The organism is Nocardia sp. NPDC056541 (assembly GCF_042794235.1).
In the GTDB taxonomy this organism is placed as follows: domain Bacteria; phylum Actinomycetota; class Actinomycetes; order Mycobacteriales; family Mycobacteriaceae; genus Nocardia.
Genome location: NZ_JBHTUD010000011.1, coordinates 167,974 through 189,097 on the forward strand (window position 1 = coordinate 167,974; position 21,124 = coordinate 189,097).

The 21,124-nt window shown below is 69.2% G+C and carries 18 protein-coding genes; 15 read left to right on the forward strand and 3 right to left on the reverse strand.

Translation table 11 applies throughout. The annotated features are described in order from the left end of the window. Positions 1 to 4: 4 nt before the first annotated feature. Both ACFQ9R_RS20955 and ACFQ9R_RS20960 read right to left on the reverse strand, forming a co-directional pair. Positions 5 to 1,570 carry a phytoene desaturase family protein gene (locus ACFQ9R_RS20955; RefSeq protein WP_378992582.1) on the reverse strand — a complete coding sequence of 522 codons (1,566 nt, stop codon included), beginning with the start codon at positions 1,568 to 1,570 and terminating at the stop codon, positions 5 to 7. Further along, positions 1,567 to 2,193: a GNAT family N-acetyltransferase gene (locus ACFQ9R_RS20960; RefSeq protein WP_378992583.1), complete on the reverse strand. Its 627-nt coding sequence runs from the start codon at positions 2,191 to 2,193 to the stop codon at positions 1,567 to 1,569. Before ACFQ9R_RS20960 ends, ACFQ9R_RS20955 begins: the two co-directional genes overlap by 4 nt. Before the next feature lie 117 nt (positions 2,194 to 2,310). On the opposite strand from ACFQ9R_RS20960, the gene ACFQ9R_RS20965 reads away from it, so the two are divergent. The 15 genes from ACFQ9R_RS20965 to ftsZ all read left to right on the forward strand — a co-directional run bounded on the left by ACFQ9R_RS20965 (position 2,311) and on the right by ftsZ (position 20,388). Further along, positions 2,311 to 2,760 carry an SAV_6107 family HEPN domain-containing protein gene (locus ACFQ9R_RS20965; RefSeq protein WP_378636670.1) on the forward strand — a complete coding sequence of 150 codons (450 nt, stop codon included), beginning with the start codon at positions 2,311 to 2,313 and terminating at the stop codon, positions 2,758 to 2,760. Between the two features lie 125 nt (positions 2,761 to 2,885). After that, on the forward strand, positions 2,886 to 3,314 hold the full coding sequence (locus tag ACFQ9R_RS20970) for a DUF3040 domain-containing protein (RefSeq protein ID WP_378636672.1): 429 nt from the start codon (positions 2,886 to 2,888) through the stop codon (positions 3,312 to 3,314). Positions 3,315 to 3,716: 402 nt separating this feature from the next. Next, positions 3,717 to 4,148: a division/cell wall cluster transcriptional repressor MraZ gene (gene mraZ, locus ACFQ9R_RS20975; RefSeq protein WP_056816815.1), complete on the forward strand. Its 432-nt coding sequence runs from the start codon at positions 3,717 to 3,719 to the stop codon at positions 4,146 to 4,148. 193 nt (positions 4,149 to 4,341) lie between these two features. Continuing rightward, complete coding sequence (rsmH, locus tag ACFQ9R_RS20980; RefSeq protein ID WP_378636675.1) at positions 4,342 to 5,340, forward strand: 16S rRNA (cytosine(1402)-N(4))-methyltransferase RsmH; 999 nt, start codon at positions 4,342 to 4,344, stop codon at positions 5,338 to 5,340. Next, entirely contained in the window at positions 5,337 to 6,374 is a 1,038-nt protein-coding gene (locus ACFQ9R_RS20985; protein WP_378992584.1) for a hypothetical protein, read from the forward strand. Before rsmH ends, ACFQ9R_RS20985 begins: the two co-directional genes overlap by 4 nt. Continuing rightward, entirely contained in the window at positions 6,371 to 8,248 is a 1,878-nt protein-coding gene (locus ACFQ9R_RS20990; protein ID WP_378992587.1) for a peptidoglycan D,D-transpeptidase FtsI family protein, read from the forward strand. The genes ACFQ9R_RS20985 and ACFQ9R_RS20990 overlap by 4 nt, the downstream gene beginning before the upstream one ends. Positions 8,249 to 8,418: 170 nt before the next feature. Further along, on the forward strand, positions 8,419 to 10,008 hold the full coding sequence (locus ACFQ9R_RS20995; protein ID WP_378992588.1) for a UDP-N-acetylmuramoyl-L-alanyl-D-glutamate--2,6-diaminopimelate ligase: 1,590 nt from the start codon (positions 8,419 to 8,421) through the stop codon (positions 10,006 to 10,008). Then, complete coding sequence (gene murF / locus ACFQ9R_RS21000) at positions 10,005 to 11,501, forward strand: UDP-N-acetylmuramoyl-tripeptide--D-alanyl-D-alanine ligase (RefSeq protein ID WP_378992589.1); 1,497 nt, start codon at positions 10,005 to 10,007, stop codon at positions 11,499 to 11,501. The genes ACFQ9R_RS20995 and murF overlap by 4 nt, the downstream gene beginning before the upstream one ends. Continuing rightward, positions 11,498 to 12,574 carry a phospho-N-acetylmuramoyl-pentapeptide-transferase gene (gene mraY / locus ACFQ9R_RS21005; protein WP_101463569.1) on the forward strand — a complete coding sequence of 359 codons (1,077 nt, stop codon included), beginning with the start codon at positions 11,498 to 11,500 and terminating at the stop codon, positions 12,572 to 12,574. Before murF ends, mraY begins: the two co-directional genes overlap by 4 nt. Before the next feature lie 50 nt (positions 12,575 to 12,624). Then, positions 12,625 to 14,061, forward strand: coding sequence for a UDP-N-acetylmuramoyl-L-alanine--D-glutamate ligase (murD, locus tag ACFQ9R_RS21010; protein WP_378992683.1), 1,437 nt, complete (start codon positions 12,625 to 12,627; stop codon positions 14,059 to 14,061). A 165-nt stretch (positions 14,062 to 14,226) separates the two neighbouring features. After that, a complete protein-coding gene (gene ftsW, locus ACFQ9R_RS21015; RefSeq protein WP_378992685.1) occupies positions 14,227 to 15,600 on the forward strand; it encodes a putative lipid II flippase FtsW in 1,374 nt (457 codons plus the stop codon). A gap of 55 nt (positions 15,601 to 15,655) precedes the next feature. After that, positions 15,656 to 16,771 carry an undecaprenyldiphospho-muramoylpentapeptide beta-N-acetylglucosaminyltransferase gene (murG, locus tag ACFQ9R_RS21020; RefSeq protein WP_378992591.1) on the forward strand — a complete coding sequence of 372 codons (1,116 nt, stop codon included), beginning with the start codon at positions 15,656 to 15,658 and terminating at the stop codon, positions 16,769 to 16,771. Then, positions 16,768 to 18,282, forward strand: coding sequence for a UDP-N-acetylmuramate--L-alanine ligase (gene murC, locus ACFQ9R_RS21025; RefSeq protein WP_378992593.1), 1,515 nt, complete (start codon positions 16,768 to 16,770; stop codon positions 18,280 to 18,282). Before murG ends, murC begins: the two co-directional genes overlap by 4 nt. An 8-nt stretch (positions 18,283 to 18,290) precedes the next feature. Further along, positions 18,291 to 18,968 carry a cell division protein FtsQ/DivIB gene (locus ACFQ9R_RS21030; RefSeq protein ID WP_378992686.1) on the forward strand — a complete coding sequence of 226 codons (678 nt, stop codon included), beginning with the start codon at positions 18,291 to 18,293 and terminating at the stop codon, positions 18,966 to 18,968. Positions 18,969 to 19,128: 160 nt separating this feature from the next. Continuing rightward, positions 19,129 to 20,388, forward strand: coding sequence for a cell division protein FtsZ (gene ftsZ / locus ACFQ9R_RS21035; protein ID WP_378992594.1), 1,260 nt, complete (start codon positions 19,129 to 19,131; stop codon positions 20,386 to 20,388). 68 nt (positions 20,389 to 20,456) lie between these two features. Here the strand turns inward: ftsZ and ACFQ9R_RS21040 are convergent, their stop codons facing one another. Further along, positions 20,457 to 21,002, reverse strand: coding sequence for a hypothetical protein (locus ACFQ9R_RS21040; protein WP_378636696.1), 546 nt, complete (start codon positions 21,000 to 21,002; stop codon positions 20,457 to 20,459). Positions 21,003 to 21,124 lie beyond the last annotated feature (122 nt).

Below are 21,124 nucleotides of genomic sequence, written 5' to 3' on the forward strand. Positions count from 1 at the left end.
GCCTTCATCGCTTGCGCAGCGGCGTGAACCGGCGCTTGCGCCCGTCGCCGAGGACCAACCGGGCCGCGCTGCGCCCGCTGGCTCCGGAGACTCCGCCGCCGGGATGGGTGGATGCGCCGGTCAGATACAGGCCGGGAGCGCCGGGGACGCGCTGGCCCGACAGCTCGGGCAGCGGCCGCCACAGCATCATCTGATCGAGTGACATCTCCACATGCATGACGTTGCCGCCGCGCAGACCCATCTCCCGCTCGAGATCGACCGGCGTCTGCACGAATCGCCGGAGCACCGACGAGGTGAAACCCGGGGCGTACCGGTCGACCTCGGCGATGATCCGGTCCGCCTCGTGCTCGGCGTGTGCTGCCCAGTCGCCGCCGTCGGCGAGCTCGTAGGGATGCCACTGCGCCCACAGCGACAGCTGATGTTCGCCCGCGGGCGCGATGGACGGGTCGAGCGCGCTGAAACTCATCGCCAGCACCACCGGGCGTGGCGGCAGCGAACCGGCCGTGGCGGCGCCGTGAGCCAGGCGCAGCTGCCGGCGGTCGGAGACGAGAAACTGCAGACCACGGGCGGATTCGGCGGGGGAGGCGCCGGGGTATTCGGGTAGCCGGTCGGTGGCCAGGCGCACGACCATGCCGATGCCGGGGCCGACCCGGATGCGGCGCTGCCAGTCGTCGAGGACCTGGGGGTCGAAATCGCCCGCGCGCAACAGGTCGAGTGTCGACAGGATATGGGAACCCGCGATCACCGTGTCGGCGTGCAGTGTCCGGCCCGATTCGGTCGCCACCTGCCACCCGCTGCCGGATCGGCGCAGCGAGGTGACGGCGTCGCCGGTGTGCAGCTCGCCGCCGTCGGCCCGCAGGCGCGCGATCAACGCCGCGCTGAGCGCCCCACTCCCACCCACCGCACGCCCGGGCGGCACTGTGTGCATGAGCGCGGCGAACCCGGCCATCGGCGCCGTTCCCGGCTCCGACATCGGCGGACCCGACTGCGCGCCGAACCACGCGAGCGACGCCTTGAGCCGTTCGTCGTCGAACCAGAAGTCCAGTAGCGCGTCACCGGACTGCAAGAACTCCCGCGACAACGCCGATCCGCCGGCCCGCGCGTCCAGCCCCCAGAACGAGCGAACGAGCCTGCCCGGCGTCGGCGGCCCGCCGAACGACCGCATCACCCGTGCGCTGCGCTCGCCCCACACCTCGACGAAGCGGCGATATGCGTCAGCGTCCTTGACACCGCAGGCGGCCGCGATCGAGGCGCACGTCTCGTCGAGATCACGGTGGAACACGATCGGCGGGCGCGCACCGTCGGACGGTGTGAAGCCCCAGGGATCACAGTCGAGATAACGCAACCCGAACCGTTCGAGCTCGAGCTCCTCGATGATCCCGGTGTGCCGGATCATGATGTGCGCCGAAGATCCACGATCAACGAGATGGCCGGGGAATCGCGCCACCGTCGATACCGCGCCACCGGGCACCTCGTCGCGCTCGAGCACCTGCACCCGGTGCCCGGCCCGGGCCAGATAACAGGCCGCGACCAGCGCGTTGTGACCGGATCCGACCACCACCGTCGTCATGGGTGCGTGGGCGGCATCGGCAGCCTGCGGCCGAGGATGGCGAACGGCCGGGTATCGCCCGCGAACACGAAATTGCGGATCACATCGGTGAATCCGGCCCGCCGGTACAACTTCCAGGCCCGGTTCGCCTCCTCCGGGACTTCCGGCGTCGACAGCAGCACCGCGGCCTCGGCGCGGTCGGCCAGCAACCGCTCGAGCAGGCGCGCGCCGATCCCGCGGCCCTGCGCCGCCGGGTGGACGTGCAGCTCGGTGAGTTCGAAATAGTCGGCGAGCAGGTCACGGGCGGCGGTGTCGGGCCATCCGCAGCGCCGCATACCGGTCTGTACCTGCTGGTGCCACCACTGACGCGGCGCACCGCTGTACCCGTAGGCGATCGCCAGGATCGGCGCGGTGCGCAGGTCGACGCCGCCCGCGTCGTCGGGCAGCACCGCGGCCACCGCCCGCCAGCCGGCCCTGGTGGTGTGTTCGGTCCACATCGGGGCGCGGTGATGCTCGGTGCCACGGGGGTATTCCATGGCGGCGACATAGACCGACAGGGCGTCGTGCAGGCGTGCGCGCAGGGCGGCGACGCTGAGGTCGACGATGACGGGTGCGGGGGTGTGATTCGGCTTGACGGCTGTCATGGCTCTCGTCGATGGCGCGCGGACGCGGAAAGTTGTCGGTGGGTGTCCCTATATTCAATCTCAATTCAAACGTTCGAATGTTAGTTCGATCAGTGCGAGGGGTGAAAGGGGCAGCAGATGGCTGGTCACAACGATGGTCGAGCGCACGCGGGCCACGACGGGCGAGCCGGCGGACTACTACGCCAGGCCGATGCGCTGCTCACCGATTCCGCCTGGGAGCACGAACCGGGGGAACGGTTCCGCACCGCGTACCTGGCCGCGCTGCGCGGCGCGGGCTCGATGATCGCGCTCACCGGCGCCGATCGCGCGCCGCGGGCACGCTCGCGTAGCGCCTGGGTGTTACTGAGACGCGCCAGCCCGGAGTTCGTGATGTGGGCCGACTACTTCGAGGCGCACTCGCAATTACGGGCCGCGCTGGAGGCCGGATTGGACCGAGCGATCACCGACACACAAGCTGACGAGTTCTGCTCACGGGTGGGCGCATTCCTCTACGACGTCGACGATGCGCTGGTAGCCGCGGCTAAGAGCCTCCCGCAGCCGAGTCGTGGCCGCGACATGACCGCTTAGTTATGACCGAGTAGGTGGTACGCCACCGATCGAACTCGTATCATGGGGAGCAGATAGCCGCCAAGGTCGGCTACCCGTCGCCTACCCGGAGGCGACCAGCCACGCCTAGTGCCGGGGGAGGTACCGTGCCACTCTCCGAGCACGAGCAGCGCATGCTCGAACAGATCGAGAGCGCTCTCTATGCTGAGGATCCGAAGTTCGCCTCGTCCGTCCGCGGCGGACGTCTTCGCTCCACGTCGAGTCGACGCAGACTCCAAGCTGCGGCGTTGTTCGCCGTCGGCCTCTTTCTGCTCGTCGCCGGCATCGCCGCCCCGTTCAAGCCGGGCGGTTTCCCGATCATCAGTCTCGTCGGATTCATCGCCATGTTCGGCGCTGGTGTCCTGTTGATGATCGGCAACTCGCGTCGCGCCGCCCGACCGGACGCGACCGAGCCTCCCGCGGCGGGCAGCGGCCCGACCACGGGGCACCCGGCCCGTGGTGGTCGCCAGCGCAAGTCCGGCGGCTTCTCCGAGCGAATGGAAGACCGATTCCGGCGGCGGTTCGAGCAGGAATAGCTCAGACCTAGCCGACAACGTTGGCGGCGCCACATCCAGCACGGGTGTGGCGCCGCTTTCGTGCGTCCATGGGTGCGGTGACTGTCAGAACGCGAGGCCAGGGCGGTTCCCCCACCTTCCCCACCGCTCCCCACCCTTCCCCCGCCCGGCCACTCGACCGATGTCGCACCTGCGATGTTTGCTGAACGTTGTCGGAACGAGGGGTTGCCGACCCGCGCGGGTTGCCCGAACACGGGATAACCGCGAATCTCAGTGATAGCTGGGATGACCTGCGGAATTGTCTTGGCGGGGAGCAGGATCACTCAGGGTTTCGATTGAAAGTGGGGGAAAGTGGGGTAATGTGGGTCGCGCACTACAGGAGAGGCCGTACGGCGAGGTGAATCCAGTAGGGAGGTGGCCGAGATGTTCCTCGGTACCTACACCCCCCGATTGGACGACAAAGGGCGGCTGACGTTGCCTGCGAAATTTCGAGACGATCTGGCGGGAGGGTTGATGGTCACGAAAGGCCAAGACCACAGCCTGGCCGTGTATCCGAAAGACGAGTTCACCGCGCTCGCGCGGCGAGCCGCGTCGGCGTCCCGAAGTAACCCGCAGGCAAGGGCTTTCGTTCGAGCGCTGGCGGCGGGCACCGACGAGCAACGTCCGGATGCACAGGGCCGGATCACGCTGTCGCCGGACCATCGGCGCTATGCGAACCTCTCGCGGGATTGCGTGGTGATCGGTTCGGTCGACTTCCTCGAAATATGGGATAAGCAGGCGTGGGAGACCTACCTCGAGGAACACGAGGAGGACTACGCGCAAGCCGGAGACGAGTCGCTGGGCGGAATCTTCTGACCCGGAGCACGCGAGTGCTGCGAGGCCTCTGCCCGGGCGTGGACCCTGACGTACTTCCCCGACGCCAGGTGCCTTGCCCCGGTCAGAGACCTCGAAGCATTCGCATCAACTCGTTCGACAAGCACTCATTCGAAAAGCACTGTGTGGCACGGCGATCCGTCTGCGACGCGAGGCAGTATCCCGGGAGGTCGAGGTGAACCATGACGCCGAGAACCCCCGTCATGTGCCGGTTCTGCTCGAGCGCGCCGACGATCTGCTCGGCCCCGCGCTGAGCGAACCGGGCGCCGTCTACATCGACGCGACCCTCGGATTGGGCGGGCACGCCGAGCATTTCCTGCGTACCTACCCGCAGGCGCGTCTGGTCGGTCTCGACCGCGACACCACCGCGTTGCGGATGGCGGGCGAGCGCCTGGCGCCCTACGCCGACCGGATCACGCTGGTGCACACCCGCTACGACGGTATCCCCGCGGCCCTGGCCGAAGCGGGGCTCGACGAAACCGGTTCCGTCTCAGCCATCCTCATGGATTTGGGTGTGTCCTCGATGCAGCTCGACGAGGCCGAACGCGGCTTCGCGTACTCCGTCGACGCACCGCTGGACATGCGCATGGACCCGACCACCGGGATCACCGCGGCCGACGTGCTCAACACCTACAGCCACGGCGACCTGGCCAGGGTGCTGAAAACCTATGGCGACGAACGGTTCGCGGGCAAGATCGCCTCGGAGGTGCTGCGCAGGCGGGCGGTCAAGCCGTTCGCCACCAGCGCCGAACTGGTCGAGGTGCTCTACGCGACCATTCCGGCCGCGGCACGCCGCACCGGCGGACATCCGGCCAAGCGCTCGTTCCAGGCGCTGCGGGTGGAGGTCAACGGCGAGCTCGACTCGCTGCGGGCGGCCCTGCCCGCGGCACTGGATTCACTGCGTGTGGGCGGACGGATCTGCGTCATGTCGTACCAGTCGCTCGAAGACCGGCTGGTCAAACACGAACTCGCGCCACGGATCGTGTCCCGGTCGCCGATGGACCTGCCGGTCGAACTGCCCGGCATGGGACCGGAATTCCGGATGCTGACCCGTGGAGCGGAAAAAGCGACCGAGTCCGAGATCGAGGTCAATCCGCGATCCGCGCCGGTGCGGATGCGCGCGGCCGAACGAATCGCGGAGAGGTCAGGGAGGACACAGGAGGGGACACGATGAGCGTGCGGACGAGCACAGTCGCGGTGCCGAGCAAGACGGCCCGGCGCGTAGCGGCGGCCGAACGAGTGAAGTCCGGTGCGGCAGAGCGGGCCTACGCCCGCAAGCGCACCAGGGAACAGCTGCTCGACGGCATCGAGCTGCCCGAACGGGCCTCGACGATGGCGGGGCGGATCCCGTTCGTCACCGCGATCATCGGACTGCTCGGCTGCGGCCTCGCCCTGACCCTGTTGCTCACCACCCGCGCCGCCGAGGACAGCTATCAGCTCGGTGACGCCAGGGCGGTCAACCGCAAGCTCGACGACGAGCGGGCCGCGCTGCAGCGCGAGGTCGCCGCCGCCGACTCCGCGCCCGAATTGGCCGCTCGCGCACGTGAGCTCGGCATGATCCCCGCGAAGGATCCGGCCCGGCTGGTGATCGGCGCCGACGGCGAGGTCACCGTGATCGGTAACCCGACGCCCGCGCAGGGTGCACCGGTGCCGCCGCTGAACGGTCCGCCGACCACCGCCCCGAACACCCCGGCGCCGGGACACGCCCAGGCGCAGGGCGAGCGGGTCGTGCCGGTGCAGCCGGGTGCGGCCACCGCGAGTCCGAGCGCGCCCGCCGGTGCCGCGCCCAGCAGTGTGCCGGCGAACGTGCTCGCGTCTCCGCCCGCGCCGACGGCCCCCACCGTGAACGCGCCGCAGCCCGCGGTCGCTCCGGTCGCTCCAGCCCCGGTCGAAGCAGCCGTTCCCGCTCCGGCGAACGGTCAGGCACCGGCGGCGAACGGTGAAGTCCCCGCTCCGGTGGACGGCGCTGCCCCGGCCCCGCTCGCCCCGGCGACGGTGCCCGATCGCATCGACGTCGCGGGTCAGGGTGCACCGCTTGTCTCGGCCGACACGCCTGCGCTCGCACCGGATGTCGTGGCCGACCCGCCGATTCCGGCCGGTGCGCCGTTACCGGGTGCGGTGGCTCCGGCCCCCGCATTACGAGCCCCCTCGGCCGGACCGCCGAGTGAACAGCCGCAGGTCGTCGAATCGCAGGATGGTCCTCGATGAAGCAGAGCGGGCCCGCGTCGCAGCAGCGACGCGGGCCGGTCTCGTCGAGGGCCCGCCGCGCAGGCTCGCTCTCGCCGGACCGGCCGATCCGCCTGCGCCTCGGCGTCGGCCGGGTCACCCTGCTGGCCTCGTTGGCCGTGGTCGCGTTGCAGCTGCTCTACATTCAGAGTCTCGCCGCTCCCGCGCTGTCGGCGCAGGCGGCCTCGCAGCGCACCATCAAGGCCACCGAGGCGGCCGTGCGCGGCCCCATCACCGACCGGCACGGCAACCAGCTCGCCTTCACCCTCACCGTGAAAGCTCTGACCTTCCAGCCGGTGACCGAGCGCGAGAAAATGGTCGAAGCCAAGAAGCTGAAGCCCAGCGCGCCGGACCCCGAACAGCGGCTCAAGGACATCGCGAAGTTCATCCACGACAAGCTCGGGGCGCCCACCGAGCAGGAACTGCTCGACAAACTCAAGAGCGACAAGAAGTTCCACTATCTGGCCAAGAACGTCGATCCGCGCGTGGCTGCCGAGATCACCGCCAAGTTCCCGGAGGTCGGCGCCGAACGGCAGGACCTGCGCGAGTACCCGGGTGGTTCGCTGGCGTCCAATGTCGTCGGCGCGATCGGCGGCGACCGGCACGGTCAGATGGGTCTGGAATCGGCACTGGATTCGGTGCTCTCGGGTACCGACGGTTCGCGCACCTACGACCAGGGTTCCGACGGCGCGGTGATCCCCGGCAGCTACCGGGATCTGCAGCCTGCGGTGAACGGCTACGGCGTCGAGCTGACCCTGGACGCGGACCTGCAGTACTACGTGCAGCAGCAGGTGCAGCAGGCCAAACAGGTCTCCGGCGCGTCCTCCGCCTCGGCGGTGGTGCTCGACGCCAAGACCGGCCAGGTGCTCGCGATGGCCAACGACGGTACCTTCAATCCCGCACTGGGCCCGAACCATTGGGCCTCGGGCAAGATGGGCAACCCCTCGGTCTCCGAGCCCTTCGAACCCGGCTCGGTGAACAAGATCATCACCGCGGCGGCCGCCATCGAATACGGCGTGACCACCCCCGACGAAGTACTGCAGGTGCCGGGCTCGATCCGGATGTCGGGCGTCACGGTGAACGACGCGTGGCAGCACGATGTCGCGCCCTATACGACCACCGGCATCTTCGGAAAGTCCTCCAACGTCGGCACTCTCATGCTCGCCCAGCGCGTGGGCGAGGACCGCTTCGCCGACATGGTCACCCGCTTCGGGCTCGGCCAGCGCACCGGCGTCGGCCTGCCCGGCGAGAGCGGCGGCCAGGTACCCGCCCGCGACCAGTGGTCCGGCGGTTCCTTCGCGAATCTGCCCATCGGTCAGGGACTCTCGATGACGACCCTGCAGATGACGGCCATGTACCAGGCCATCGCCAACGACGGCCTGCGGATCCCGCCGCGCATCGTCAAGGCCAAGGTCGCCCCCGACGGCACCCGCACCGAGGAGTTGCAGCCCGACGGCGTGCGCGTGGTCAGCCCACAGACCGCGCACACCCTGCGTGAGCTGTTCCAGGCGACCGTGCAGAAAGACCCGATGGGTGTCCAGATGGGCACCGGCGCACCCGCCTCGATCGAGGGGTACCAGGTGGCGGGCAAGACCGGCACCGCGCAGAAGGTCGACCCCGCGTGCCGCTGCTACTCGACTTCGTCGTTCTACAGCACGTTCGCCGGGATGGCGCCCGCCGACAACCCCCGCTACGTGATCGGCATGATGCTCGACGCGCCCGTGCGCAGCTCCGACGGCACCGGGGGCGGCTCGGCCGCACCGCTGTTCCACAGCATCGCCTCCTGGGCGTTGCAGCGCGACCGGGTGCCGCCCTCCCCGGAGGCCAAGCGACTGGTGCTGGAGGCGGTGTCATAACGGCTGGTGCCGTAGTTCTCGGCCCCTTCGTCGCACCGTCCACTCAGTCCGGAGGCGGGCGGGCCGAGAACACCAATTAACTCAACCCGCGTTGTCCGACCGACACCGCGCGTCGGTAACCTGACTGCTCGTCTCGCCCACGCGCTCGATCACTCTCAGAGAGGAGCCTTGTGCCCGCGCAGTCCAGCCCGCACGCGCTCCGGCCAACCACTCCGCTGTCGACATCGCTGCAGGCCGTGGCGGACCTCACCGGGGCCACGTCGGTTGCCCCGGTGTCCGCCGAGGTGACGGTCACCGGCATCGAGCAACGATCCAACGCGGTGCGCGCCGGAGACCTGTTCGCCGCGCTGCCCGGCGCGAACTCGCACGGCGCCCGATTCGCCGCCGACGCGATCGCGAACGGCGCGGTCGCCGTGTTCACCGATGCCGCGGGCGCCGAGCTGATCGGTGACGTCGCGGTGCCCGTGCTGGTGCGCGAGCAGCCCCGCGCGGTGCTCGGCGAGCTCTCCGCCGAGATCTACGGCCACCCCAGCGATCGGCTGCGCATCGTCGGCATCACCGGCACCTCGGGTAAGACCACCACCTCGTATCTGGTGGAAGCCGGTCTGGCCGCGGCCGGACTGTCCACCGGGCTGATCGGCACCATCGAAACGCGGATCGGCGGGCAGCGGGTGCCGAGTGCGCTCACCACGCCCGAAGCGCCGCAGCTGCACGCGATGTTCGCCGCGATGGTCGAGCAGGGTGTCGACGCGGTCGTGATGGAGGTGTCGAGCCACGCGCTCGCGCTGGGCCGGGTCGACGGCGTGCGGTTCGCGGTCGGCGCGTTCACCAACCTCTCGCAGGACCATCTCGACTTTCACAAGGACTTCGAGGACTACTTCGCCGCGAAACGTCGGCTGTTCGACGCGGATTCGCCGGTTGCCGCGCGCACCGCGGTGATCTGCGTCGACGACGAATGGGGCACCCGCCTGGCCGGTGATCTGGTCGAACCGGTCACCGTGTCGACCACCGGCGCGGCGACCTGGCAGGTCAGCGGCGACATCAAGACCACCGGCGGCGAGCAGGAATTCACCGCCGCCGGACCCGACGGCGAACTGGCGGTGCGCCTGCGCCTGCCCGGGCGCTACAACGTCGCCAACGCGCTGCTGGCCGTCGCCACTTGCGCTGCCGCAGGCGTCGATCCGGGGATCGCGGCTCCGGCGCTGGCCGGTGTGGACGTGCCGGGCCGGATGCAGCGCGTCGAGCGCGGCCAGGACTTCCTCGCCGTCGTCGACTACGCGCACAAGCCCGCCGCCATCGAGTCCGTGGTCACCACTCTGCGCGGCCACCTCGTCGAAGCGGGTACGGGTCGGCTGGCTGTCGTGCTCGGCGCCGGTGGCGACCGTGACGTGGCCAAACGCCCGCTCATGGGCGCCGCGGCAGCCCGCGCCGACCTGGTGATCGTCACCGACGACAACCCACGCACCGAGGACCCGGCGGCCATCAGGTCCGCCGTGGTGGCCGGTGCGCACGAACTCCCGGCCACCGAACGCGGCGAGATCCGCGAGATCGGTGACCGCGCGGCGGCCATCGCCGCGGCCATCGCCTGGGCGCGTGCGGGCGATGTGGTGCTCGTCGCGGGCAAGGGCCACGAGGCGGGCCAGGAGATCAAGGGCGTCAAGCATCCCTTCGACGACCGCGAGGTGGTCGCGGCGGCGCTGGATGCCCTGCGGATACGACACAGTCCGCACACGGACTCGGAGGACTTGACAGTTTCATGATCGAGATGACACTGCGGGAGATCGCGGACGTTGTCGGCGGCGAGCTGCACGACGTACCCGACCCCCAGGCACTGGTGACCGGTTCGGTCGAATTCGATTCGCGCCGAATCGGTTCCGGCGATCTGTTCCTCGCCCTACCCGGCGCCAACTCCGACGGACACGACTACGCCGCGAAGGCGGTCGCCGCCGGGGCGGTCGCGGTACTGGCTGCCCGCCCGGTCGGCGTGCCCGCCATTGTCGTGGCACCCGAGCTCGGCGCAGTTCCGGGGACGTCGGTGGCGCTCAGCCACGATGACAGCGTCGGCTCCGGCGCGGCCGTGCTGGCCGCGCTGGCCGAGCTGGCGCGGGTCAGCACCGAGAAGCTGGCCGAGCGCACCGGTCTCACCGTCGTCGGCGTCACCGGGTCCTCTGGCAAGACCTCGACCAAGGATCTGCTGGCCGCCGTGCTGGCGCCGCTGGGTCCGGTCATCGCCCCGCCGGGCTCGTTCAACAGCGAACTCGGCCACCCGTGGACGGCCCTGCGCGCCGGTCTGGACACCAAGTTTCTCGCGCTCGAACTGTCGGCTCGCGGTGTCGGCCACATCGCCGCCGCGGCCCGCATCGCACCGCCGCGGATCGGTGTCGTGCTCAATGTCGGCACCGCCCACCTCGGCGAATTCGGGAGCCGCGAGGCGATCGCGCAAGCCAAGGGCGAGCTCGTCGAGGCGCTGCCCGCCGAGGGGCTGGCGGTGCTCAACGCCGACGACCCCAATGTCTCGGCCATGGCGTCGCGCACCAAGGCACGCGTGGTGAAGGTCGGCCTGTCCGGCGACGCCGACATCCGCGCCACCGACGTGATCACCGACGATCAGGCCCGCGCCCACTTCACCCTGCACGTGGGCGGCGAATCGATCCCGGTGCGACTCGCTGTGCACGGCGAACACCAGGTCGGCAACGCCCTGGCCGCCGCGGCCGTCGCTCTCGAATGCGGCGCCGACCTGGCGACCGTCGCCCAGGCGCTGTCCGGCGCCACCGCGGCCTCGGTCCGCCGGATGGACGTGACGACCACCCCTGCGGGCGTCACTGTCATCAACGACTCCTACAACGCCAACCCCGACTCGGTGCGCGCGGCGCTCAAAGCGCTGGTCACTCTCGCGAAATCGGCTGACGAGCCCCGGCGCAGCTGGGCCGTGCTCGGCGAAATGGGCGAACTCGGCGACACCTCGGTGATCGAACACGACGCGATCGGACGCCTGGCCGTGCGCCTCGACGTCGACCGGTTGATCGTGGTCGGCACCGGACGACCCTCCCACGGCATGCACCAGGGAGCGGTGATGGAAGGCTCATGGGGCGAGGAATCGATCCTCGTTCCCGATATCGACGCGGCGATCGCGCTGCTCGACGACGAGATCGCCGCAGGCGATGTGGTACTGGTCAAGGCGTCGAAGGCGGTGGGCCTGTGGGCCGTCGCCGAGCACCTGACCGGGGCAGCGGAAGGTAATACAGCTCGATGAGGCAAATTCTGTTCGCGGCGGGGATCGCACTGGCGGTGTCGATCCTGCTGACGCCGTTGCTGGTTCGGGTGTTCGCCAGACAGGGCTTCGGCCAGGAGATCCGGGTCGACGGCCCGGCCAGTCACCAGGCCAAGCGCGGCACCCCGACCATGGGCGGTGTCGCGATCCTGATCGGTATGTGGGCGGGCTATCTCGGCTCGCACCTGATCGGCATCGGCTACGACGCGGAGGGTCCGACGGCGTCGGGTCTGCTCGTGCTCGGGCTCACCACCGCGCTCGGCGTCGTCGGTTTCCTCGACGACTTCATCAAGCTGCGCAAGCAGCGCAACCTCGGGCTCTCGGCCGCGGGCAAGTACATCGGGCAGACCGCCGCGGCGGTCATCTTCGCGGTGCTGGCCCTGCAGTTCCGCAGCACCGACGGGCTCAGCCCCGCCAGCAAGCACCTGTCGTACGTGCGCGACTGGAACACGGTGTCGATGGGCGCGATCATCTTCGTCGTCTGGGTGCTGTTCCTGGTCGTGGCCTGGTCCAACGCGGTCAACCTGACCGACGGCCTCGACGGTCTCGCGGCCGGTTCGATGAGCCTGCTGCTCGGCGCGTACGTGATCATCACCTTCTGGCAGTACCGCAACTCCTGCTCCACCAGTCCCGAAGCCGGGTGCTACAACGTGCGCGACCCGCTGGACCTGGCGTTGGTCTGCGCCGCCGCGGCCGCCGCGTGTATCGGATTCCTGTGGTGGAACGCCGCGCCCGCGCGAATCTTCATGGGCGACACCGGTTCGCTGGCCCTCGGCGGCCTGATCGCCGGTCTGTCGATCACCACCCGCACCGAGCTGCTGATGGCCGTGATCGGCGCGCTGTTCGTCGCCGAGGCGGCCTCGGTCATGCTGCAGGTGGCGGTGTACCGCACCACGCGCAATCGGTTGTTCAAGATGGCGCCGTTCCACCATCACTTCGAGTTGAGTAAGTGGGCCGAAACCACGGTGATCATCCGGTTCTGGATTTTGGCGGGCATCTCCGCCGCAGTGGGCCTCGGCCTGTTCTACAGCGAATATCTGTCACAGGTCGGGTGAGTAGAGACATGGTCGAACACTCGCCCCGCGCCCTGCGTTCCCCGGGCCCGATGCTCGAATTCCTGCGTGGCCGCGACGTTCTCGTCGCCGGTTGGGGCGTCTCCGGGCGCTCGCTGATCGAACCGCTGCGCGATATCGGCGCCCACCCCGTGGTCACCGACAACGGCGCGAAGGCGCTCGCCGAGGCCGCCGAACTCGGCCTCGAGATCGCCACCAGCGTCGAACTCGAAGGCGCCGACCTGAGCCGGTTCGCGCTCGTGATCACCAGCCCGGGCTGGCGACCGGATTCGCCGGTGCTGGTTTCGGCGGTCACCGAGGGCGTGCCCGTCTGGGGCGACGTCGAATTCGCCTGGTGGGTCGATCAGGCCCGCATCTACGGGCCGGTCCGCAAATGGCTGGTGATCACCGGCACCAACGGCAAGACGACCACCACCCAGATGACGCATTCGATCCTGCGCGCCGCCGGCATCTCCAGCGTGGCCTGCGGCAATATCGGCCTGCCGATCCTGGACGCACTGCGCCGCAACCCCGGCCCGCAGGTTCTCGCCGTCGAGCTGTCCTCGTTCCAGCTGCACTGGGCGCCGTCGGTGCGACCCGAGGCAGGCGTCGTGCTCAATGTCGCCGAGGATCACCTGGACTGGCACGGCGGTCTCGATGCCTACGCCGCAGCGAAGGCCCGTGCGCTGACCGGTCGCGTCGGTGTCGTCGGCCTCGACGACCCGGTCGCGGGCGCACTGGCCCGCAAGGCCAAGGCGCGGCGCACCGTCGGCTTCCGGATCGGTGTTCCCGCCGACGGTGAGCTGGGTGTGGTCGACGGCAAACTCCTCGACCGCGCCTTCACCAAGGCCGCGATCCTCGCCGAGACCAGCGACATCAGCCCGCCGGGACCCGCGGGCATCGCCGACGCGCTGGCCGCGTCCGCGCTGACCAGGGCCATCGACGTGGCCCCGCAGTTCGTCAAGGAAGGCCTCGCCGAACACAAGGTGGGCCCGCACCGCACCGCGTTCGTGCGCGAACTCGGCGGTGTGGAGTTCATCGACGATTCCAAGGCCACCAACCCGCACGCCGCGCGCGCCGCGATCATGGCGCATCCGCAGGTGGTCTGGGTGGCGGGCGGTCTGCTCAAGGGCGCAAGTGTCGACGATCTGATCGAAGAGATCGGTGACCGGCTGGTCGGCGCGGTGCTGTTCGGGGCCGACGCGCCGGTGATCGCCGCCGCGATGACGCGACACGCACCCGAAGTCCCGGTCATCGAGCTGGATGCGGGAGACGATGCAGACATGGAGTCGTCGAGATCGCAGCGAGCCGAGGCGGTCATGGGCCGCGCGGTGCGCGCCGCGGCGGGTCTGGCTCGCGCCGGAGACACTGTCCTGCTCGCGCCCGCGGCCGCTTCCCTCGACATGTACGACGACTACACCCATCGCGGACGCTGTTTCGTGGATGCGGTGACGGCACTGGAAGATGGTGACATCGGGCGGGCGCTGTGACGAAGGCGCGCCCGGCCGAGCAGTCACCGCCCAAGAGGGGGCAGCGTGGTTAAGAGCCGGGGCAGCGTGGACGACAGCCGGGTCGCTAAGGGCCAGGCGGGCGCGAGTACTCGCCGCAAGAGTTCGGGGCAGCCGAATTGGGCGGGGGAGCGCTTCGGTGCGTGGTTGGCCCGGCCGCTCGCGTCGTTCCATCTGATCGTCACCATCGCGACCCTGCTCACCGTGCTGGGTCTGGTGATGGTGCTGTCGGCGTCGAGCGTCGAGGCCTACGCCGGTGGTGGTTCGGCCTACGCGTTGTTCATCCAGCAGGCCATGTTCGCCGGGCTCGGTGCCATCGCCTTCTATGTGGCGTTGCGGTTGCCGCTGCGGTTCTTGCGCCAGTGGTCGTTCCCGATCTTCAGCATCTCGGTGCTTGCGTTGGTGCTGGTGCTCATCCCGGGCATCGGCGCGATCCACGGCGGCGCGCGCCGCTGGTTCGACATCGGCCCGCTGTCGATCCAGCCCTCCGAAGTCGTCAAGGTGACCCTGATCGTGTGGGGTGCGCACCTGCTCGCCTCGCGCCGGGGCGCCCAGCTCAAGGACATCCTGGTGCCGCTGGTGCCCGCGGGTCTGCTGGTGTGCCTGCTGGTGGTGCTCGAGCCGAACCTGTCGACCACCATCGCCCTCGGCATCGTGCTGATGGCGCTGCTGTGGTTCGGCGGGCTGCCGGCGCGACTGTTCGTCGGGATCATGGTGACCGGTCTGGTCGCCGCTTCCGTCCTGGCACTGTCGGCCGGGTACCGCTCCGACCGTGTGCGCGCGTTCTTCAATCCCGGTGACGATCCGCAGGGGGTCAACTACCAGGCGCGTCAAGCCAAGTACTCCCTCGCCGACGGCGGTATCTGGGGCCGTGGCCTCGGACAGAGCCGCGCGAAGTGGAGCTACCTGCCCAACTCGCACAACGACTTCATCTTCGCCATCATCGGCGAGGAACTCGGCTTCCTGGGCTGCATGCTGGTCTTGGCGCTGCTCGCCCTGTTCGTCTACGCGGGTATCCGCATCGCACTGCGCTCGGTCGACCCGTTCCTGCGCCTGCTCACCGCGACCGCCACCACCTGGATCACCGCGCAGGCACTGATCAACATCGGCTATGTCGTCGGGCTGCTGCCGGTGACCGGTCTGCAGTTGCCGCTCGTTTCGGCCGGTGGTTCGTCGCTGGCGATCACGCTGTTCATGTTCGGCATCATCGCCAGCGCCGCCCGGCACGAACCCGAAGCGGTGTCGGCGTTGAAGGCAGGTCAGGACGGCAGGCTCAGCAGGCTGCTCCGACTACCGGTGCCCGAGGTGTACACCCCGCCGGCGCCGCGCAAAGTGGCGCCGCGCGCCCGAACCGAACGACCACGTCAGGCCCCTCGCCGCCAGCCGCCCGCCGACCGCAGGCGACGGGTGCCGGAAAGCCGCGGCACGAGTTCGCTACGGTCGACAAGAGCGTGGGAGCCGACCTACCCGATGCCACACCGCCCGGTGAAACGGCGGACCGGCGGAGGCGGCGGAGCATGACCACGCAGGCTTTCGCGAGATCGAATTCGATACAGAGAGAACGAGGTAGATCCAGGTGAGTAACCCGCGATCCGGGTTGTCGGTGATCGTCGCAGGCGGAGGAACCGCAGGCCACATCGAACCCGCGCTGGCTGTCGCCGACGCGCTGCGCAGACTCGACGACTCGATCCGGGTGACCGCCTTGGGTACCGAGCGTGGACTCGAGACGAAACTGGTGCCCGAACGCGGGTACCCCCTGGAGCTGATCCCGCCGGTGCCGTTGCCGCGCAAGCCCTCCGCCGACCTGCTGCGGCTGCCCGGCCGGGTACTCGCCTCGGTCAAGGCCACCAGGGCGGTGATCGACGACGTGCAGGCCGACGTGATCATCGGGTTCGGCGGCTACGTCGCGCTGCCCGCGTATCTCGCCGCGCGCGGCGGGCTGTTCGGTCGCAAGCGCAAGGTAGCGGTGATCGTGCACGAGGCCAACGCGAAGGCCGGCGTCGCCAACAAGGTCGGCGCGAAACTCGCCGCGAAAGTGCTCGCCGCTGTACCTGATTCGGGGCTGGCGGGCGCGCAGGTCGTCGGCATTCCGGTGCGTGCGTCCATCACCGGACTCGACCGTGCCGCGTTGCGCGCCGAAGCTCGCGCGCACTTCGGCCTGCCCGCCGAGGGGCCGGTGCTGCTGGTGTTCGGTGGTTCGCAGGGCGCGCGCAGTCTCAACGAGGCCGTCTCCGGCGCCGCACCGCAACTCGCGGCCGCGGGCGTCTCGGTGCTGCACGCGCACGGCCCCAAGAACAGCGTCGAGGTGAGCACCGCCGACGCGCCCGCCCCCTATGTGGCGGTGCCCTACCTGTCGCGGATGGACCTGGCCTACGCCGCCGCCGACGCGGTGGTGTGCCGATCCGGTGCGATGACCGTGGCCGAGGTGTCGGCGGTCGGCCTGCCCGCCTTCTACGTGCCGCTGCCGCACGGCAACGGTGAACAGGAATTCAACGCCCGACCAGTGGTCGCGCAAGGTGGTGGCACAATTGTGGCCGACGCCGAGCTGACCCCGAAATACGTGATCGATGAGGTGATTCCGCTGCTGCTCGACCCCGCTCGACTCGCGCAGATGAGCCGCGCCGCCGCAGGCGCAGGCCATCGCGACGCTGCCGACACGGTGGCCAGGATCGTCACCGAGGTCGCCCGATGAGCGAGCCGGACCAGCAGATCGGGGAGTCCGCGGGCGCGGCCCTGCCACCCGAACTCGAACGCGTGCACATGGTCGGCATCGGTGGTGCGGGCATGTCCGGTATCGCGCGCATCCTGCTCTCGCGCGGCGGCAAGGTCTCCGGCTCCGATGCCCGCGAGAGCCGTGGCGTGCTGTCGCTGCGGGCCCGTGGCGCCGAGGTGCGCATCGGGCACGCCGCCGACGCGCTCGACCTGCTGCCCGGCGGCCCGACGGTCGTGGTCACCACCTACGCCGCCATTCCGAAGACCAACCCCGAACTGGTCGAGGCGAATCGGCGCGACATCCCCGTGCTGATGCGCCCGACCGTGCTCGCCGCGCTGATGCGCGGGCACAGGACCCTGCTGGTCTCGGGCACCCACGGCAAGACCTCGACCACCTCGATGCTGATCGTCACGCTGCAGCACTGCGGCGCCGACCCGTCGTTCGCGGTCGGTGGTGAGCTCAACGAGGCGGGCACCAACGCCCACCACGGCAGCGGTGACATCTTCGTCGCCGAAGCCGACGAGTCCGACGGCTCACTGCTGCAATACGACCCGGACGTCGCGGTGGTCACCAATATCGAATCCGACCATCTGGACTACTTCGGCACCGACGAGGCCTACATCCAGGTCTTCGACGACTTCGCCGACCGGCTGGCCCCCGGCGGCCTGCTGGTGGTGTGTCTCGACGATCCCGGTTCGCGCGCCTTGGCCCAGCGCGTCGCGCCGCGCATGGCCGAACGCGGGATCGAGGTCCTCGGTTACGGATCGGGCGATCTCGATGACGCGCCCGTGCCCGTCGGCGCGCGGCTGCTCGACTGGCAGCCGCGCGATGTCGGCGGCATCGTGGAGTTCCAGCTCGACGGCGAGACCATCCCGCGGTCGTTGCGCCTGTCGGTGCCCGGCAGGCACATGGCCCTCAACGCGCTGGCCGCGCTGCTCGCCGCCCGCGCCACCGGCGCCGACATCGACGAGATCGTGCAGGGTCTGGAGGGATTCGGCGGCGTGCATCGCCGGTTCCAGTTCACCGGCCGGGAGAACGGGGTGCGCGTCTTCGACGATTACGCCCATCACCCCACCGAGGTCCGTGCGGTGCTGGAGGCCGCCGCGCAACTGGTCGCCCAGGAAGCGCGGGACGGCGCTCGCCTGCAGCGCGGCCGGGTGATCGTGGTGTTCCAGCCGCATCTGTACAGCCGCACCGCCACTTTCGCCACGGAGTTCGGCACTGCGTTGAGCCTGGCCGACGAGGTGGTCGTTCTCGATGTCTACGGCGCGAGGGAAGACCCGTTGCCCGGCGTCAACGGCGCGCTGGTCGCCCAGTCGGTGACCACACCCGTGCACTACCAGCCGGATATGTCCAAGGTCGGCAAGCAAGTCGCCGCGCTGGCGGGCGACGGTGACGTCGTGATCACCATGGGCGCGGGCGATGTGACGATGCTCGGCAGCCAGATCCTCGACGGCCTGCGGGCCAGGCCGCAGCAGGGCGGCCGGTGAGATTGCCGATGCCCGCCGCGCGCGGGTGGCACGGCTACCGTCTCTGGACGGTGGTCGGGGTGGTCGTGGTGAGCCTGCTGGTGGTGCTGGCCTGGTTCACACCGGCGTTGTCGGTGCGCACGGTGCGCGTCGACGGGCTGTCGGCGGTACCGGAGGCCGACGTGCGTGGTCGGCTCGAAATTCCGGACGGGCGTTCGATGTTACGGATCGATACCACCGCGATCGCCCAGCGCGTCGCCGCGATCCCGAAGGTGCGTTCGGTCCGGGTGCAGCGTAAATTCCCCTCGACAGTGCTGGTCACCGTCGTGGAGCGAACACCGGTGGTGTACTTCGACGCGCCGGACGGCGCCCATCTGGTCGACGCCGAGAGCGTCGAATTCGCGATCGAGCCCGAATCACCCATCGGAGTCCCGAAACTGCTCACCGAGGGCTCGTTCACCGGGCCCGCGGCGGCCAGGGCCGCGGTGGATGTGCTGGTCACCCTGCCACCCGCCTTGTCGGTGCAGGTGGGCGAGGTTGTCGCACGGTCGATTTCGGACGTCTCGCTGAGCCTTCGCGATGGCAGGAAGGTAGTGTGGGGCGGCACGGGCGACGGTGAGCGCAAAGCTGCTGTCGTGTTGCCACTACTGACCCGTGAGGGGACCGTGTTCGACGTTTCGAGTCCGAATCTGGTCACGGTAAAGTGAGCGACATTCTTTGTGGCACAAGATTCTGGCTCTCATCTCGGCGCGCCTGCGCCGGGATCGCAGTGGCTGCGAATAGCGTTCCGCAGCAGTCGGATACTTGACATAACGCCAACCCTATGGTTGAGGTTGAGGGTTTAAGATCGAAGGAAGGCGAGAGCCCATGACGCCCCCGCACAACTACCTTGCAGTGATCAAGGTCGTCGGTATCGGCGGCGGCGGCGTGAACGCCGTCAACCGAATGATCGAACAGGGACTCAAGGGAGTCGAGTTCATCGCGGTCAATACCGACGCGCAAGCCCTGCTGATGAGCGATGCCGACGTCAAACTCGATGTCGGTCGTGAGCTCACCCGCGGCCTCGGTGCCGGAGCCGATCCGGAAGTCGGCCGCAAGGCCGCAGAGGACCACAAGGACGAGATCGAAGAGGTGCTCAAGGGCGCCGACATGGTCTTCGTCACGGCGGGCGAGGGTGGTGGCACCGGTACCGGTGGCGCCCCCGTCGTCGCCAGCATCGCCCGCAAGTTGGGCGCCCTGACTATAGGGGTCGTCACCCGGCCGTTCTCCTTCGAAGGAAAACGGCGCGGGAACCAGGCCGAGGTAGGGATCAACCTGCTTCGCGAGTCGTGCGACACCCTCATCGTCATTCCGAACGACCGGCTGCTGCAGCTGGGCGACGCCGCGGTGAGTCTGATGGACGCCTTCCGCTCCGCGGATGAGGTGCTACTCAACGGTGTTCAGGGTATTACCGACCTGATCACCACCCCGGGCCTGATCAACGTCGACTTCGCCGACGTCAAGAGCGTGATGTCGGGTGCCGGATCGGCACTCATGGGCATCGGCTCGGCGCGGGGCGAGGGACGTTCGGTGAAGGCGGCCGAGACGGCGATCAACTCGCCGTTGCTCGAAGCCTCCATGGACGGCGCGCACGGCGTGCTGCTCTCGATCGCGGGCGGTTCCGACCTCGGGCTGTTCGAGATCAACGAGGCGGCCTCGCTGGTGCAGGAGGCGGCCCACATCGAGGCCAACATCATCTTCGGTACGGTCATCGACGATTCGCTCGGCGACGAGGTGCGAGTCACCGTCATCGCCGCGGGATTCGACGGTGGCGGCCCGTCTCGGCGGAGTTCGGAGCCCAGCGCGGTCACGACCAGCCGGACCGGGGTGAACCCCATCGGTTCCGGCCGCGCGGGCGAGATCGGCCAGGGACGTCCGTCGGAGGCGCCGTCGCGTCCCACCGAGCCCGCCACGGCCGGGGTGTCCGGTGGCCGGGCCGCCGCGCCGAACTACCGCGATACCGAGCGGTACCGGGAGTCGGAGCGTCAGCGGGTCACCGAGCGCGCGATGAACCAGGTCAACAACCCGGAAGTGCGCGAAGGCGACGACGACGACGAGATCAACGTCCCGGACTTCATGCGTCGATAAGCGTTCGCAGACACGAAAAGCGCCCGAACTCCTGTCGAGTTCGGGCGCTTTCGCGTGCTGGGCGGGGATCAGCCCTTGGCGCTGCCGAGGCAGTAAGTGATCTTCGGATCATTGACCACGAGCACCTGGTCGGCGTCCTCGCCGCACAGCTGCTCGTCGACCTGACCGTCGACGCGGGTGACGACCTTGAAGCTGGCGTCGGACGCGGTGCACGGCACGAACTTGTAGCCGGTCATCATGCCCTCGTTGTAGCAGCTGCCCTCCTTGAAGTTCGGGGCCAGACAGAGGAACGCGACCGTGCCGCCGCTGCCGAAGGTCTCCTCGTAGGAGGTGTAGTCCTCGTGGCACTCGACCTTCTTGTCGTGGACCTGCACGACCTGGTAGACGGCGTTCTCGGCCGAGCACGGGACCGGCTCGGTCTTGGAGTCGATCACCGACGCCGAGATCACGTTGATGCACTCACCGACCTTCGAGCGGGCGGTGTCGGACTTGCTCGCGTCCTTGGCGACCTCGGTGACCTTGTCCACGGCCGAGCAACTCGCGGCACCGAGTGCCGCGACCGCCAGCAGTGCGAGCGAGAACCGCGAAACCATTCCCTTGCCGGTGAACGTCATGCGAACCTTCTTTCTGCAGAACCTCACCGCGGACCCTTCGGCGGTGTAGGCCCCGATCACCCAACCTCACCCGGCACCGGCGAGCATCCGGGAAACCACGGTAATTTCGCCGCGGTGGCACC